This is a genomic window from Microbispora sp. NPDC004025 (assembly GCF_053604425.1).
This window is the reverse complement of the sequence record NZ_JBSGHN010000003.1, coordinates 450520-464310: the sequence shown is the minus strand read 5'-3', so window position 1 is coordinate 464310 and position 13791 is coordinate 450520. Positions and strand designations below refer to the sequence as shown.

Genomic DNA, 13791 nt, shown 5'->3' with positions numbered 1-13791 from the left:
GATCACCAGCTTTCGACGGGGAAGGGCGGGGTGGGCTGGGGCACCGGACCGGCCGGATACCGCCTGATCTGGTCGCACCGCCAGACGAAGGCGGTCCACGCCACGGCGGCCAGGTCGGTGGAGCGGCGGTCCGCGCTGTCCAGGAACAGGCTCCCGACCTGCCGCAGCAGCGCGTCGTCGGAACCGCGCAGCAGCTCGCCCATCCGTGCCCGCGCGGGGTGGTCCGCGGGATCGCCGAAGGCCGCGGTGCCCGTGGTGAACAGGCCCAGGCAGATCGCGCCCGCCTGCACCGCGTCGGGCAGCGCGGCCGCGGGAGGCGGCGCGGCCTCGCGGGCCGCCGGCTCGGGGAGCGACGCCATCCCGGCCAGGGCGGTGACGAGCAGTACGGCCGGCACCATGACGACGACCGGCCGCGACCTGCGGCCCCGCAGCGGCCGGAGGGCGAGCGCGCACAGCAGCACGAGGACGGCCAGGACGACCGCCACCTGCGGCGTGATGACGAGCCAGGCGAGGCGCCCCGCGGGCGCTTCCGCCCCGGCCGCCAGCCGGACGGCGACGAACCAGGTGCCGGACACGACCGCGATCACGGCCACGGCGACGGGCGCCGCGTACCGCCACGCGGACGGGCCGCGCGCCGGCAGCCACGCCCGGGCCGCGAGGGCGAGCCAGCAGGTGATCGCGGTGGCCGGCAGGAGGACGGCGGCGAGGAGCCACACCGTGGTGCCGAGCGGGATCCGGTCGGGCGTCAGGTTCGACGCGGCTTCGGGCGCGGTCGTGAGCCAGAGGTTCCACGCGGCGCTCGCCCGCGGGGACAGGACGGCGCCGGCCGCGAACCCGGCCCCGAGCGCGAGCCCGGTGGCGGCGACGCGGGGCCGTACGGCCGGTCTCGCGGGCTCGGCCAGGACCGCCCGCCAGACCCCCAGCCCGACGACCTGGACGACCGGCACCGCGACCAGCAGCCCGGCGATCCAGTAGGCGACGATCGGCGGTATGGGCAGCGCCGTCTGCAGAGGCACTCCCAGTTCGGTGACCACGATGCCGGCGGCGACGCCGGCGGTCAGGGCCTCGCCGGGTGACGCGCGCATGTGCGGTGCGGGATCGTTCAGGACCCGCAGACGGGACGCGAGAGAAGGGTGGATCGGCACCGGCCACGGCCGCTCCTGCCGCCCGGAGGACAGCCAGGCACGCACCTCGTCGGGGTGGGATCGGGCGGCGCGCAGGTCGGCGTCGTGCTCGCGGGCCCGGACGACCGCCGCGAAGGTGCCGGCGACCAGCAGCGTGACGACCGCCGTCCGCCAGGCGACCGCTCGTGCGGGCGTGCCGTCCATCGTGAGGGCGGCCGACAGGCACAACGGCACGGCCGCCACCAGGACGTAGCAGACGGTCGCGAACACGGCGAGGTAGGACCGGTCGGCGTCCCGGTTGCGCAGATGGCCGAGCTCGTGGGCGAGCATGGCGACGGCGGCCGGCTTCGCCTGCTTGCCGGACAGGGAGAACCCGGCGGACGCGGAGAGCATGACCCGGTGCCGGGGGTGGCGGCCGTACACGAACATGCGGTCGCGCAGGAGGTCGCGCGCGCCCTGCATGAGCACGGGCCGCCGGGCCAGTCCCGCCGCCCGCACGGTCGCCTCGACGACCTCGGGCCAGTCGGCGAGCGGTGCCGCCCGGTGCCGCCGGGTGATTACCAGGGGCGCCAGGGCATAGGCCAGGACCATCGGCGCCGCCACCAGCAGAGGGCCGGACCACGGCGCCAGAGACCGCACGATCATGACCCTGGTCGAGCAGTCGAGGAAGGCCGGGACGTCGGCGAGCCGGCCGCAGGCGAGGGCCTGGTCGCGCCAGGCGTCCCCCGCCAGGACCAGGAACCAGTGACCGGCGAAGAACGACCCGGCCGCGACGGTGAGGAAGAGCAGGCGGAGCCGAGCGGTGCTCGGCGGGGGCAGGGCGAACGGGTCGGCCGTGCCCACGGATCACCCCTCCGGGGGAGGGGTAGCGCTCTCACGCAGCAGTTCGCCCGACACCGCGTCGGCCAGAAGCTGCGCCTTGTCCTCCGGCAGCCCCAACGCGAGCGCGTTGGATCGGACGGACCGCGCGATGCGGGCCTGTTCCACGTCGTCGAAGGGCGGCAGCGGTTCGGCGAGCACTTCCCGCATCGCCTGGCGCCGCCGTCGGCGCCACACGAACAACGTCCGGATGCCGTCCCGGCTGCGTTCGGTGATCTCTTCTTTCAGCGCGTCCAGCACGGCGCCGCCGACGAACGCGACGACGATCGGGGCCCAGGCGGAGATCTCCGTCAGGACGCCCGAGCCGAGCAGATGCTCCCTGTCGCGCTCCCGGCCGTCAGGGTGCCGGGTGTACGCGTCCCAGAGCCGGGGAAGCTGCGGCAGTTCGTCCTGGTCGAGCCGGGCGACGACCGCCTCGACGAGCTGATAGGTGGTGCGCTGTCGCGACGTTGGCACTGACACTGGCACTCCCGGGCAGAGCACGGGTGACGGATGAGCCGCAGTCAATCAGAACCGATACGCGAAACGGCGCCGGGCGAAATCACAATTCGCACACAGTGATTTCGGTTGAAGGTGTTATTTGATTTCCGGTGCGATTCAAATTGATTCTCAGCGCCGCTCGAACGGCGCCGGGGTGGGGAAGTAGGCCTCCAGGAAACGCGCCAGCAGGGCGTCCTGCTCGACGGTGGTGGGCGCGGTGTCGTTGAGGCAGAACACGTCGTGCCTGCGCCGGGCGAGCATGCGGCGGAGCTTGGCGGGCGTCTTCGGCAGCGACAGGTCGACGTAGGTGTAGTCGACCGTGCCGGGGACCGCCCGCCCGCTCAGGTAGCCGTAGTAGTGCGCCAGCGAGGACACCACGGAGATGTCCCGCGACGTGCGGAACCTGCTGCGGGCGGTGGCCGCGAACTCCGCCGCGAACCTCTGCTCCAGCTCGTACATCAGCGACCGGCGCAGCGCGTACGGCACGTGCTTGAGCTTCTGCGTGATCGTGCGGCCGGTCAGGTCCTCCAGGATGCGCCGGTTGTTCATGCCGGCGGCGTGCACCGGCGACTCCTCGGTCTCCGGCGCCCCGAAGGGCACGTGGACGGTGCTGGGGAAGAACCGGGTGATCCCGTTGCCCTCGAAGAAGGTCCGGGGAGGCAGCGGCCGTCCCAGGAAGAAGTCGTCGTTGAAGTACAGGAAGTGCTCGCTGAGCCCGTCGATGTGGTGCAGCTGCGTCTCGATGGCGTGGGAGTTGAACACCGGCAGCACCGACGGGTCGGTGAAGATCTCCTTGTGGTCGACCACCGTGACCATGGGGTGAGTGGTGTCGAGCCACGACGGCGTCTGACCGTCGGTGACGATCCACACCCGGTTGATCCACGGGGCGTACATCAGCAGCGAGCGCAGCGAGTAGCGCAGCTCGTCCCTGCTGGTGAACCGCGCCTCCGTGGTCGCCATCTCGCTCAGCGGGCCGCCGGAGCGCTGCGCCTCGCCGCGCTCGGCCTGGTCGCGGCGCGCCCGCCAGGCCGGGTCGGCGCCGTCCACCCAGGTGTAGACGGCGTCGATCGGGAAGTCGATGTCGTCCAGCAGCCGCCGGACGAACTCGGGCCGGGTGCGGTAGGAGCGGGCCCGGCGGGCGGCACAGGCCAGCGGGGTGAACAGTTCCTCGCCGCCGTCCACCGAGGGGCCGTCGGCGGGCACGCGGTCGCAGGCGGGGTTCGGCCTGGGCGCGACCAGCTCGTCGCCCTCCCGGGCCCAGAACTCCAGGTCGCAGCCGTTCTCCGGGCCGAGTGTCAGCGTGCGCGAGGGGCTGGCGAAGTACATGGCCACCCGTACGACCCTGGCGTCGCCGAGCAGCGCCGCCGCCCGCCGCAGTGGGCGCATCCGGCCCGCGTCCGCCTGGCGCGCCCGCGACCCCTGCCTGCCGTACGGCTGCCGCGCCGCGAACAGCGGGTGGTCGCCGGCCGCGAGTGCGGCGAGCGCGCGCGTGCGCGAGTCCTCGGGCACGGCGACGACGGGCGGCCGGTTCGGCAGCGGCCGGACGCAGAAGTACGGCACGCCCGCCCGGTTCAGCAGGGCGCACACCACGTCCAGCGTCTCGCGCTGGGCCTGCAGCGGACCCGCCTCCGGCCGGATGAGCGCGGCCCGTGGCGCGGGCTCCCATGACGGCAGCCGCCCCTGCAGCCGCCGGTACAACGTGACAACGGGCATGGTCTCCCCCTCGACCACGGACTGTAACCGATCGGCGACCGGATTGGTGGATGGTTTACGTAGATGGGGAAGACGGTCAAGAACCGGCAATGAGATGCCCTGCCTGTTACCGAAGAGCAGGCCAACGGCTACCCGTTGTAGTCATTCTTGCCTGCATGGGGGGCTTCACGCTGGACGACATACTCGCGACGCGCAAGCCGAGAGACTCGTGGTGGACCGTCTTCATGGTCGATCCGCTCGCCTGCCGGCTCGCGCTGCTCGTGGCTAACCACACATCGATCACACCGAACGGGCTGACCAGGCTGTCCATGCTGATCGGCTTCGCCTCGGCGGCCGCCTTCGCGGAGGGCATGCTCGTCGCCGGGGCGGCACTGTTCTATCTCAGTTTCACGGTCGACTGCATGGACGGGAAGATCGCCAGGCTCAAGGGCACGGGGACGCCCTTCGGCCTGTGGCTCGACTACGTCGGCGACCGGCTGCGGGTGGTCTGCTGCGCCTTCGGGCTGGGGTTCGGGGAGTACGCCCGGACGGGCGACGCCGATGTGGCGCTCGCCGCCGTCGGCGTCGTCGTGCTCGACCTGTTCCGCTACATCAACGGCCCGCAGCTGAAGCGGGTCAAGGACGCCACCCGCGCGCTGCTGGAGGCGCGGATGGAGGGGCAGTGCGTCCTCGCCGAGAGCGTCCTGCGGGCCAGGCCGCGAACCGAGCTGGGGCAGGCCGCCGCGGAGTTCGGCCAGGTCGCCGACGAAACCGCCACCACCGTGGTCGACCTGCAGAAGGCGTTCCACGCCCGCTTTCCCTGGTACGACAGGTTCCGTGTCTTCCTGGTGCGGCGGCGGGTGCGCACCCACGTCATGAGCGGCATCGAGTTCCACGCCGCGGTCTTCGTCGTGGCCCCGCTGCTCGGACCCGCGGCCCTGGTGCCGGTCTCGGCCATGGCCGGCGCGCTGCTGCTGGCGTTCGAGATGAGCCTGGTCTACCGCGTCTGGCTGGCGTCGCGCCAGGTGCCCCGCACCGCCGCCGAGAGAGAGAAGATCCTCGTCTGACCGGCCGTTCCCGGCCCGATCCATCAGCTCGTACGGCCTGACGCCGTAGGACCCGCGTCACGAGCCGCGCCCGGGGGAGGGCGGCGGCCTGGCGTCCGGAAATCTCACCACGGGGGATAGAACTCATGCATTCGGACAGACCTGTCTTCGTCGTCGGCTGCCCGCGCTCCGGCACCACCATGCTGCAGCTCATGCTGCACTCGCATCCGCGCATCGCGGTCCCGCCCGAGACGCGGTTCCTCGTCCCGGCCTACTTCTCCCGCCGGGCGTACGGCGACATGCGGCTGGCCGACAACAGGCGCAAGCTGGCGACCTGGATCGCCGAGGGCCGCACCACGAAGTTCCACGAGCTCGGGCTGAGCCGCCCCGACTTCATCCAGGCGGCCATGCTCGGCCCCGGCAGCTTCGGCTCGGTCGTCGGCATGGTCTTCAAGAGCTACGCCGAGCGCTTCGGCAAGCCGCGCTGGGGCGACAAGCGGCCCAGCTACTACCGGCACGTCGAGATGCTGATGCGGATGTTCCCCGACGCGCAGTTCGTCCACCTCGTCAGGGACGGCCGCGACTGCGTGGCCTCGCTCAAGCAGATGCCCTGGTACAAGGCGGACGCCGTGCACGCCATGGCCAACTGGGCCGAGGCGATCGACTTCGGCCGGCGGCACGCCCGCAAGCTGCCCGCCGACAGCTTCTACGAGCTGCGGTACGAGGACCTCACCGCCGACCCGGAGACCGAGCTGAAGAAGCTGTGCGTGTTCCTCGGCGAGGACTACGACCCGGGGATGTGCGAGCCCCGCCACATGGCCGAGCTGGCCGTGCCCAAGCACAAGGTGTGGCACAGCAACACCCACGAGGAGGTGACCACCGCCCACTCGGGCAAGTGGGCCTCCCGGCTGGAGCCCTGGGAGATCTCGCTGTGCGAAGAGGTGCTCGGCGAGCGGCTCACGGCGTACGGCTACGAGCTGAGCGGCGCGCGCAAGGCCGACCGCGAGCACGTCGCGGCGTTCAAGGCGGCGGCGGGCAAGCGCCGCGCGGCGCGGCTGCGCAAGTACAACCGCGACCGGCTCACCCGGCTGCGCGAGCCCGGCCCGATCGCGGCGCTGCTCACCGAGGGCCAGCGGCGCCTCGCCGGCCTCCCCCAGCAGCGCTCCGCCGAGCTGATCCCCCGCTGACCGCCCCGCCGCCTACGCGGGTGGAGGGGCGACCGAGGAGCGCTCGATGAGACGGGAGCGCAGCGTGTGGGTCCGCCTGCCGGGCTCGGCCCCCCGCACGATGTCGAGGAGCACCTCGGCGGCCTTGGCGCCGAGGTCGTGCACCGGCTGCTCGATCATCGTCAGCGGCGGGTCCATGACCGCAGCCCAGGCGCTGTCGTCGAAGCCGATGAGGGCGACGTCACGCGGATAGGACAGCCCGGCGGCCCGCAGGGCGCGCAGGGCTCCCGTCACCGCCTCGGTCTCGGTGCAGAACAGCGCGGTGATGCGGTCCGGCAGGGCGAGCATGCGCGCGACCTCCTCGGTCACCCGCTCCTCGATCTTCCGCCCGACCATCACCAGCTGGGGATCGAAGGGGATCCGCGCGTCGTCGAGCGCGTCGAGGTAGCCGCGCAGGCGCTCGCCGTCGGTCCACAGGTTGCGGGACGCCGCCTCCAGCAGCTCGCGCCGGGTGGCCGGCGGCTCCGGCACGGGCGGCCCCCACACGAATCCGATCCGCCGGTGCCCGGCCGCGATGAGCCGCTCGACCGCCTCGCGGGCGGCGTCGCGGTTGTCGATGACGACCGCGTCGAGGTCGAGCGAGGGGACCGCCCGGTCGACGAGGACGACCGGGACGCCCCGTTTCAGCGCCTCCTTGACGTGACCGACGTCCCGGCCGCTCAGCGCGGCCGAGGCGACGACGACTCCGTCGACGCGCTTGTCGATCAGCACGTTCATCGCGGCGATCTCCTCGTCGAGCTCCTCGTAGGTGCTCAGGACGATCGTGTCGAAGCCGCGGGCGCGGGAGGCGTCGCAGATCCCGCGCACCACTCCGGCGAAGAAGGGGTTGCCGATGTCGGCGACGATCACTCCGATGGTGTGGCTGACGCCGGTCGACATGCTGCGGGCCAGCGCGTTGGCGCGGTAGCCGAGCTTCTCGGCCGCCTCCAGCACCCGCTTGCGCAGCTCCGGGCTGACGTGCCCGTACCCGCCGAGCGTGCGGGCGGCGGTCGCCCGCCCGACACCCGCCTCGGCCGCCACCTCGGAGATCGTGGGCCGCCCGGCGGCCTGGCCCCGGTCAGCTGGCATGGGTGGCGTCCCCTCACTTCTCGAGATCGCGGGATGGCGACATGCTAGCGACCACCGGCCGCCCGTGACCGAACGCGCCTTCGACCAGGCATTGGTCGTGGGCCGACCGCGCGCCGTCGCGCAGGGCGGTCGCGATCACGGCGCCGTCCGGCGCGGCGCCCGCGCGCCAGCCCGCACGCAGCAGGGACACCGCGAACCCCGCGAGGAAGGCGTCGCCGCAGCCCATCGTGTCCACCATCAGCCGGGGGTCCTCCACACGGACCGCGGTCGTGGTGAGGGTGACGCGGCCGTCGTGGGCGATCGCCCCCTCCTCGCCCCGGGTGGCCAGCGCGAGCGTCGCGCCCCGCCGTACGACGTCGGCCAGGAGGGCCCGCGTGGCGCCCTCGCCGAGGTGCGAGCACGACAGCAGGACGAGATCGGCGTGCGGGCAGACCCGGTCGAGGTACTCCGGCGTGCGGTACTCGTCCTCGCTGGACAGGTCGTAGCTCACCAGCGTGTCCAGCCGGGCCAGCTTCGGCAGCTCGCTCTCGCTGCCCGAGTACACGCTGGAGTGCACGAGGTCGAACGAGGCGGCGTACCGGAGGAGGCCGTCGTCGAGGACGATCGGCTCCCTGGTGGTGACGCCGCCGCCGTTCCAGCCGAGGAAGACCCGGTCGCCGTCGTCGACGCGCAGGGTGGAGACGCCGCTCTCACCGGCCCGTACGGCGCAGCGGTCGACGGCGACCCCCTGTGCGGCGATGGACGCGCGGACGAAGCCGCCGAGGTCGTCGTCTCCGAACACGCCCAGGTAGGCGGCGTCGGCGCCGAGGCGCCGGGCGTAGACGGCCACGTTCACGCTGTTGCCGCCGGGGTACTCGATGCCGCGGTCGAGGAACCGGTCGACGATGTTGTCGCCGAAGCCGAGGACTCTCATGGACTCTCCTTCAAGGCGGGCCCCCGCGCCGGGGAACGCGGGGGCCCTGGGGGCGCGCGGCCGGCGCGGCGCCGTGAGCGGGGATCAGCGACGGACGACCGTCAGTAGTCCATGACGCGGTAGTAGCGGCGCAGTTCGAGCGAGTGGTCGCGCACCCTCTCCAGGTGCTTGCTCAGCCGGCCGGTCGCCACGTCCATGACCAGCGGACCGAGCAGGCCGCGGAACTCGGGGCTGATCCCCTCGAGCGGATAGTCCTTGGTGTCGAGGACCGTGACGTCCTTGGAGATGCGCTTGGCGAAGGCCGCCGCGCGGTCGGTCAGCGGCCGCCCCTCGTCCTCACCCTGGAAGACGATGACGCTGGTGTCCTCCTCCAGCAGTTCGAGCGAGCCGTGGAAGAACTCCGCGCTGTGCACCCGCGTGGTGTGCAGCCACTGCATCTCCTCGAGGATGCACATGGAGTACAGGTAGGTGTACGACCACAGGTTGCCGCCGCCGATGAGGAAGTAGTAGCCCGTGTCCTTGTGCTCGTCGGCGAACTTCTCGGCGACGGGCTCGGTCTGCCTGGCGACCTCCAGCAGGATCCGCGGCAGGCCGTCGAGCTCGGCGGCGAGCTTCTCGTAGCCGTCGAACTCGCCCCGCCGGGCCAGCAGCCGGGTCGTGAGGAGCAGCATCTGCGGGTCGAACGGCCACGCCTTGGGCTCGGTGAGGAGCGCGGTGTCCACGTTCTGGGCCACGGGCGACTCGGGGTAGCCGGTGATGCCGATCGTGTGGGCGCCCTTGGCCTTGCAGTACTCGATGGCCCGCACGGTGTCGTCGGTGGTGCCGGAGGCCGAGGTGAAGACCGCGACCGACCGCTCGCCCAGCGCCGCCTCGCCCGCGGCGATCAGCTCGGCCGCGATCACCGCGCGCACGTCGAAGGTGGAGCGCTGCCGGGCCAGCCGCTCGTACGGCCACATCTGGGCGTAGGTGCCGCCGGCGCCGACCAGGTAGAGGTTGTCGAATCCCTCGTCCACGAGCCGATCGACCAGTTCCTCGATCTGCGGCCGCAGCGCCACCGCGCTCGCCATCTGGGAGAGGAATTCCGGCTCGTTGAATCCGAGCATCATCGCGTCCTTTCGGGGATTGCCTGCGGACCGGGGCGCCCTGCTGCCTGATACCGGTATCACGCGGTGGTCACGCTGGCACACCTGACGGGCAGGCGTCAACAGGGAGACGTACATCGGTCACCGATACGCATGTGACGTGCTGTTTTGTCGATACTGGCGGTCCTGGGGAGCCGCTGGAGGAAAAATTCTTGTGAACAGGTCTGGTACCGGTATCACATGCTCTGTACAGTCACCCGTCATCAAGTGGGTCGTGCCGGCGGCGCGTCCCGGCGGATCCGAGGTGCTCCCGCACCGGCGGTCCTCCCTCCCCCCAGAGAGAGAAAGGAAGCCCATGCGCCCTCGCGCACTGACGACGTTCGCGGCACTCGCCGGAACGTCGGTGCTCGCCCTGGCCGGATGCACCGGCGGCGGCCAGGCGGACAAGGCTCCCGCGGCGGACGCCGCCGCCAGCCCCGACTACTCGGGCACGTTGAGCATCCTCACGAAGTTCGCCGGTGAGCCCCTCGAGCCGTACTTCGAGGACCTGGCCGCGGAGTACGAGAAGCTCCATCCCGGGGTGAAGATCGAGCTCATCCAGGAGACCGACCAGAGCATCAAGGACAAGACCAAGACGCTGACGGCGTCGAACGCCCTGCCGGACGTCTACTTCACGTGGACCGGCACCTGGGCGGAGAACTTCGTCCGCGGCGGCCGCGCGGCGGACCTGACCAAGGTGATCGGGCCCGGCACGGAGTGGGGCAAGACCTTCAGCGAGGGGGCGCTGTCGGCCTTCGCCTACGACGGCAAGTACTACGGGATCCCGCTGTACGGCAACGGCAAGTTCATGGGCTACAACAAGGCCGCGTTCGCCAAGGCCGGGGTCGAGGTGCCCAAGACGTTCGAGGAGCTGATCGACAGCTGCACGGCGCTGCGCAAGGCCGGGTACGAGCCGATCTCCTTCGGCAACAAGGACGGCTGGCCGGCCCTCCACTACATGCAGCAGCTCTTCGCGTACGACGTGCCGACGGCCACCTTCGAGGCCGACCTCAAGCCCGCGACGGCCAAGCTCTACGACCCCGGCTACGTGAAGGCCCTCACGCGCTTCAAGAGTCTCGTCGACACCTGCACCGACACCAAGACCGGCACCAACGGCGTGCTGTACTCCTCGGCGCAGGAGGCGTTCGCCGACGGCAAGTCCGCGATGTACTACCAGGAGATCCTGGAGTTCGACAACGAGACCGCCGAGGGCAAGCTCCCCGTCGACGACTTCGGCATCTTCCAGCTTCCGGCGCCGCAGGGCGCGGCCGGCGACGCGACGATCGTCGAGGGGTCTCCCGAGGGATATCTCATCAACGCCACGTCGCCGCGCATCCCGCTCGCCGTCGACTTCATGAAGTTCGTCACGAGCACGAAGAACGCCCAGACGCTCTCGGCGCCGCCGTACGGCCAGCCCAGCACGGTCATCGGCGCGGTCACGCCCGAGACCTCCAGCAAGGCGGTCTTCGAGGGCATCGAGCTGGTCAACAAGGCGCCGAAGCTGGCCGCGTGGCTCGACACGGTCACCGTCCCCGAGGTCGCCGACGCGTGGCTGTCCGGCGGCGAGGCACTGATCACCGGTAGCAAGACACCCGAGCAGGTGCTCGAGAGCGTGCGCCAGGCCTCGGCCGCGGCGAAGTAGCCGGGAGGGCAGGCCGGTGCGCGCCATGAGCAGACGGGCCGCCGGGCTCGCGTGGGTGGTCCCCGCCCTCGCGCTGGTCGGGGTGTTCGTGTACTTCCCGCTGGTGGAGAACTTCGGGTTCAGCACGCTCAAGTGGGACATCTTCAGCGGGAGCCAGGAGTACGTCGGGCTCGGCAACTACGCCAAGCTCGTCGACGACCCGGTCTTCTGGACCTCGCTGCGCAACAACGTGCTGTTCGCGGTGGTGTCGATCGTCTTCCAGGTGTTCGGCTCGCTGGTGCTGGCCGCGCTCATCGAGGGCGTGCGCAGCGAGCGGTGGCAGCGCGCCCTGCGGGCGATCTACTTCATCCCCTGCGCGATCTCGCTGACCGTCGCCGGCCTGCTCTTCTACTTCATCTACGAGCCGAACCTCGGGCTGCTGAACCACCTGCTGGAGGCGGTCGGCCTCGACGGGCTCCGGCACGCCTGGCTGGGCGAGGAGGGCACGGCCATGCCGGCGGTCATGGCGATGAGCCAGTGGCAGGGCTTCGGCTACTCGACCCTGCTGTTCGCCGTCGCCATCCAGCGCATCCCCCGCGAGATCTACCAGGCGGCGGCGCTCGACGGCACCGGCCCGATCCGCCGCTTCTTCCACGTGACCGTCCCCCTGGTCCGCGAGATGACCGGCGTGCTGATCATGCTCACGATCTCGGGGGCGTTCCAGGTGTTCAACGAGGTCATGGTGATGACCAGCGGCGGGCCGAACAACTCCACCCAGGTGCTGGGCACCTGGCTGTACCGCAGTGGCTTCGTCCGCAACGACTTCGGCTACGCGGCCGCGATCGCGACGGTCATCTTCGTGGTCACGCTCGCCATCGCCGTCGCGCAACTGTGGATCGCGCACAGGAGAAGGGTGGAGTGGTGACGCGTCTCGGCTTCCTCGGGGTGATCGCCCGGCTGCTCCTGTGGGCGTTCCTGCTCTGTCTCGCGGTGGTGGTGATCTATCCGCTGCTGTGGATGCTGCTCAACGGCTTCAAGACCAACGCGGAGATTTTTGGGAACCCCTTCGCGCTGCCCTCCCACTGGGGCTTCGACAGCTACCAGAAGGCATGGAACCGCGGGGTGAGCAACTACCTCACCACCAGTGTCCTGGTCACCGTCACGTCGACCGTCGCGACCGTGTTCGTCAGCGCGTGGGCGGCGTACGGCCTCGCCCGGGTGGACATCCCGTTCGGCAAGGCGGTCACCGGGGTGATCCTCGGCGGGCTGATGCTCGCCCCGAGCGTGGCGCTGGTGCCGCTGGTGAAGATGTTCCAGGCCATGGGGTTGTACAACAGCTTCTGGGCGCTGCTGATCCTCTACACGGCCTTCCGGGTGCCCTTCACGACGTTCCTCATCCGGGCGTACATGCTGGATCTGCCGCGCGAGGTGGACGAGGCGGCCGAGATGGACGGCTGCGGGCGCTGGACCGCGTTCTGGCGGATCACGCTCCCGATGTGCAAGCCGATCATCATCTCGACGGTCCTGCTGCACATCCTGTTCGCCTGGAACGAATACCTGTTCGCCATGGTGTTCACCAGCGGCGCCGGCGTGCAGACTCTTCCCGTCGGCCTGATGAGCCTGATGAGCAAGCACGGCACCGAGTTCCCCGTCGTGTTCGCCGGCATGACGATCGCCGCCGTCCCGGTGGTGCTGCTGTTCTTCTTCGGCCAGCGGTACATCGTCAAAGGTCTCGCCGACGGAGTCGGCAAATGACAGCAGAGTCTTCGCGTACGACGGGAGCGCCGATGTCCTTCCCCCGGATCACCGGATCGAACTTCTCCTACCAGCACCTGCCGTTCGACCGGTTCCTGGACGACGCGGCCGACCTCGGCCGCGAGGAGGTGGAGCTGTGGGGCATCGCCCCCCACTTCCACGTGCCGCAGGTGAGCGACGCCGAGGCCCGTGCCGTACGCCGCCGGATCGAGTCGCGCGGCCTGCGGGTGCGCTGCCTCACCCCGGAGCAGGTGATGTACCCGGTCAACATCGCCTCGGCCGACACCCGGCTGCGCGCCTCCAGCATCGCGATGTTCCGCCGGGCGGCGGAGCTGTGCGCGGAGCTCGGCGCCGAGTTGCTGCTCGTCACGCCGGGCCGGGGATACGAGGACGAGCCCGTTGAGGCCGCGTGGCGCCGCTCCGCGGACGCGATCGGCGAGATCGCCGGGTACGCCGAGGGATTCGGGGTGACGGTCGTGCTCGAACCGCTGCAGCGGGTCGAGTCGAACCTCCTCAACGACTCGCGGGCGCTCAAGCGGATGCTGGACGAGGTCGGCGCGCCGAACCTCGCCGCCGTGCTCGACACGGTCGGCATGGCGGTCGCGGGCGAGAGCGTCGACGACTACTTCGACGCGCTCGGCGACCGCGTCCGCCACGTGCACCTCATCGACGGCAGCCCGGCCGGGCACCTGGCGTGGGGCGAGGGGGAGCTGCCCCTGGCCGACTATCTCGCCGCCTTCTCCCGGCGCGGGTACGACGGGTTCATGACCTTCGAGCTGTTCGGCGACGGCACCTACGCCTTCGCCCCCCGGCCGGTCGTGGAACGCTGCCTGTCCGCCGTACGAGCGGCGGCCGGCGGCTGACCG

Annotated in this window: 12 protein-coding genes; 6 read left to right on the top strand and 6 right to left on the bottom strand. The window is 71.0% G+C overall.

Annotation, left to right across the window (positions count from 1 at the left end; genetic code table 11):
• Positions 1–2: 2 nt before the first annotated feature.
• From ACWEQG_RS10270 to ACWEQG_RS10260, 3 genes are all read right to left on the bottom strand, one after another.
• The gene (locus tag ACWEQG_RS10270) at positions 3–1967 is read right to left on the bottom strand and encodes a M48 family metalloprotease (RefSeq protein WP_452283527.1); all 1965 of its coding nucleotides are present in this window, start codon (positions 1965–1967) and stop codon (positions 3–5) included.
• 3 nt (positions 1968–1970) lie between these two features.
• Positions 1971–2459: a hypothetical protein gene (locus ACWEQG_RS10265; RefSeq protein ID WP_452283525.1), complete on the bottom strand. Its 489-nt coding sequence runs from the start codon at positions 2457–2459 to the stop codon at positions 1971–1973.
• Positions 2460–2612: 153 nt separating this feature from the next.
• Positions 2613–4196: a stealth family protein gene (locus ACWEQG_RS10260; protein WP_452283523.1), complete on the bottom strand. Its 1584-nt coding sequence runs from the start codon at positions 4194–4196 to the stop codon at positions 2613–2615.
• A 155-nt stretch (positions 4197–4351) separates the two neighbouring features.
• Between ACWEQG_RS10260 and ACWEQG_RS10255 the strand changes: the two genes are divergently transcribed.
• Both ACWEQG_RS10255 and ACWEQG_RS10250 read left to right on the top strand, forming a co-directional pair.
• Positions 4352–5242 carry a CDP-alcohol phosphatidyltransferase family protein gene (locus ACWEQG_RS10255; RefSeq protein ID WP_452283521.1) on the top strand — a complete coding sequence of 297 codons (891 nt, stop codon included), beginning with the start codon at positions 4352–4354 and terminating at the stop codon, positions 5240–5242.
• A gap of 125 nt (positions 5243–5367) precedes the next feature.
• A complete protein-coding gene (locus ACWEQG_RS10250; protein WP_452283519.1) occupies positions 5368–6408 on the top strand; it encodes a sulfotransferase family protein in 1041 nt (346 codons plus the stop codon).
• A 12-nt stretch (positions 6409–6420) separates the two neighbouring features.
• On the opposite strand, the gene ACWEQG_RS10245 is transcribed toward ACWEQG_RS10250, so the two are convergent.
• The 3 genes from ACWEQG_RS10245 to ACWEQG_RS10235 form a co-directional block, all read right to left on the bottom strand.
• Complete coding sequence (locus ACWEQG_RS10245) at positions 6421–7515, bottom strand: LacI family DNA-binding transcriptional regulator (protein WP_452283517.1); 1095 nt, start codon at positions 7513–7515, stop codon at positions 6421–6423.
• Positions 7516–7528: 13 nt separating this feature from the next.
• Positions 7529–8428, bottom strand: a complete 900-nt coding sequence (locus ACWEQG_RS10240) for a PfkB family carbohydrate kinase (protein WP_452283515.1) — start codon at positions 8426–8428, stop codon at positions 7529–7531.
• Positions 8429–8529: 101 nt separating this feature from the next.
• Positions 8530–9534, bottom strand: a complete 1005-nt coding sequence (locus ACWEQG_RS10235; protein WP_452283513.1) for an SIS domain-containing protein — start codon at positions 9532–9534, stop codon at positions 8530–8532.
• Positions 9535–9865: 331 nt separating this feature from the next.
• On the opposite strand from ACWEQG_RS10235, the gene ACWEQG_RS10230 reads away from it, so the two are divergent.
• Genes ACWEQG_RS10230 through ACWEQG_RS10215 form a run of 4 tightly spaced genes read left to right on the top strand, consistent with a single transcriptional unit; the run spans position 9866 to position 13788 of the window.
• Positions 9866–11191: an ABC transporter substrate-binding protein gene (locus tag ACWEQG_RS10230; protein WP_452283511.1), complete on the top strand. Its 1326-nt coding sequence runs from the start codon at positions 9866–9868 to the stop codon at positions 11189–11191.
• 25 nt (positions 11192–11216) lie between these two features.
• On the top strand, positions 11217–12095 hold the full coding sequence (locus ACWEQG_RS10225; RefSeq protein ID WP_452283509.1) for a carbohydrate ABC transporter permease: 879 nt from the start codon (positions 11217–11219) through the stop codon (positions 12093–12095).
• A complete protein-coding gene (locus ACWEQG_RS10220; protein WP_363470970.1) occupies positions 12092–12925 on the top strand; it encodes a carbohydrate ABC transporter permease in 834 nt (277 codons plus the stop codon). Before ACWEQG_RS10225 ends, ACWEQG_RS10220 begins: the two co-directional genes overlap by 4 nt.
• Positions 12922–13788: a sugar phosphate isomerase/epimerase family protein gene (locus ACWEQG_RS10215; RefSeq protein ID WP_452283507.1), complete on the top strand. Its 867-nt coding sequence runs from the start codon at positions 12922–12924 to the stop codon at positions 13786–13788. Before ACWEQG_RS10220 ends, ACWEQG_RS10215 begins: the two co-directional genes overlap by 4 nt.
• Positions 13789–13791 lie beyond the last annotated feature (3 nt).

Excerpts from the sequence above, each read along its gene's own strand:
- ACWEQG_RS10260 (WP_452283523.1), bottom strand. The coding sequence starts at position 4,196 with ATGCCCGTTGTCACGTTGTACCGGCGGCTGCAGGGGCGGCTGCCGTCA.
- ACWEQG_RS10255 (WP_452283521.1), top strand. The coding sequence starts at position 4,352 with ATGGGGGGCTTCACGCTGGACGACATACTCGCGACGCGCAAGCCGAGA.
- ACWEQG_RS10250 (WP_452283519.1), top strand. The coding sequence starts at position 5,368 with ATGCATTCGGACAGACCTGTCTTCGTCGTCGGCTGCCCGCGCTCCGGC.
- ACWEQG_RS10245 (WP_452283517.1), bottom strand. The coding sequence starts at position 7,515 with ATGCCAGCTGACCGGGGCCAGGCCGCCGGGCGGCCCACGATCTCCGAG.
- ACWEQG_RS10240 (WP_452283515.1), bottom strand. The coding sequence starts at position 8,428 with ATGAGAGTCCTCGGCTTCGGCGACAACATCGTCGACCGGTTCCTCGAC.
- ACWEQG_RS10235 (WP_452283513.1), bottom strand. The coding sequence starts at position 9,534 with ATGATGCTCGGATTCAACGAGCCGGAATTCCTCTCCCAGATGGCGAGC.
- ACWEQG_RS10230 (WP_452283511.1), top strand. The coding sequence starts at position 9,866 with ATGCGCCCTCGCGCACTGACGACGTTCGCGGCACTCGCCGGAACGTCG.
- ACWEQG_RS10225 (WP_452283509.1), top strand. The coding sequence starts at position 11,217 with ATGAGCAGACGGGCCGCCGGGCTCGCGTGGGTGGTCCCCGCCCTCGCG.
- ACWEQG_RS10215 (WP_452283507.1), top strand. The coding sequence starts at position 12,922 with ATGACAGCAGAGTCTTCGCGTACGACGGGAGCGCCGATGTCCTTCCCC.